Raw genomic sequence first — 1,120 nt, 5'->3', positions numbered from 1 at the left:
CAAGTGTTTTTTGTTTTATATGTTCTCATTTTAATTTGATTCTGTACGTGCATTTGATTTGGTGTCAGCATATAATTAGAATAATGTGGTCGTAATTCGTTATATATATCAACTGATTCTTTTACGATTTTCTGCATAATTTTCAAATCTAGATTATATTTATCAATCATAAATTCCTGTTTCAGAATTCCATTTATTCTTTCAGCGACTGCATTTTCATATGGATCAGAGTTCTGTGTCATACTTGGCAATATGCCATTTTTACTTAAGATCTTTTGGTAAGCATTTGCACAATATTGCAATCCTCTATCTGAGTGATGAATCAAAGGTACTTCCTTGTCTTTTCTTTGCTGTATAGCCATCTTTAAGGCTATAACACTGCTTTCGGTGTTCATATTGTTAGCAACATAATAACCCACTATCTTTTTAGAATAAGCATCAGTAACGATACTTAAATAACACGGCTTATCTCTTTTTCCAATGTATGTAATATCAGAAACCCAAACTTGATCGGGTCTATTTATTTCTAAATCTAGAATTTTATTGTGGTGTTTTCTAAAGCGATGATGTGAATTAGTTGTTATGTGATAACTGCGTTTTGGTTGGATTAATAAGTGATTGGCTCTGAGTATATCAAATAATTTATCTCTACCAATTTTCATTGGTTTAAGCTCATTAAATAACAGAAGATATGATTTCTTAGTACCTAATCTAGGCATGGATTTTCTAATATCCATAACCAATGAAACTGCTTGAATTGCTTTAGTTTCTTTAATAACTTTCCTTTTAATTCTACGATAATAAACCTGTCTGTCTACCCCGAACAAATTACAGGCGAACATTATTGTTTGCTGCTCTTTTTGCTTAAAATGGTCGATTGTTCGGGTGAGGAGTTTTTTCGGATATCAATTTGGTATTCTTTCTCAGCAATATCAATCATCATATCAAAAATGATTGCTTTTTTATCTGCAACAAAGGCTTGTTGTTCCAAAAAGGACTTCTGCTTCTCCAGAAGTTTTACTTTGGCTTCAAGCTCCATTATCTTTTGTTCTGGTCCCTTTGACATAGTGAATGGTGTTTGGTTTTCCCAATCAAAGTTACCAAATTTTCGTAACCATTG

1 protein-coding gene and 1 pseudogene are annotated in these 1,120 nt (G+C 32.1%); both read right to left on the bottom strand.

Features of this window, described 5'->3' with window-relative positions; translation table 11 throughout:
* The coding region (locus tag M2326_RS17505) for an IS3 family transposase (RefSeq protein WP_264620827.1) at positions 1-842 on the bottom strand (842 nt) is incomplete at its 3' end.
* A pseudogene (locus tag M2326_RS17500) lies at positions 842-1,120 on the bottom strand (hypothetical protein); the annotation flags it as partial. The pseudogene M2326_RS17500 and the gene M2326_RS17505, both read right to left, overlap by 1 nt.

It is taken from the genome of Flavobacterium psychraerolatum, assembly GCF_025960985.1.
Lineage (GTDB): Bacteria > Bacteroidota > Bacteroidia > Flavobacteriales > Flavobacteriaceae > Flavobacterium.
This window is presented reverse-complemented; position numbering and strand designations above follow the sequence as displayed.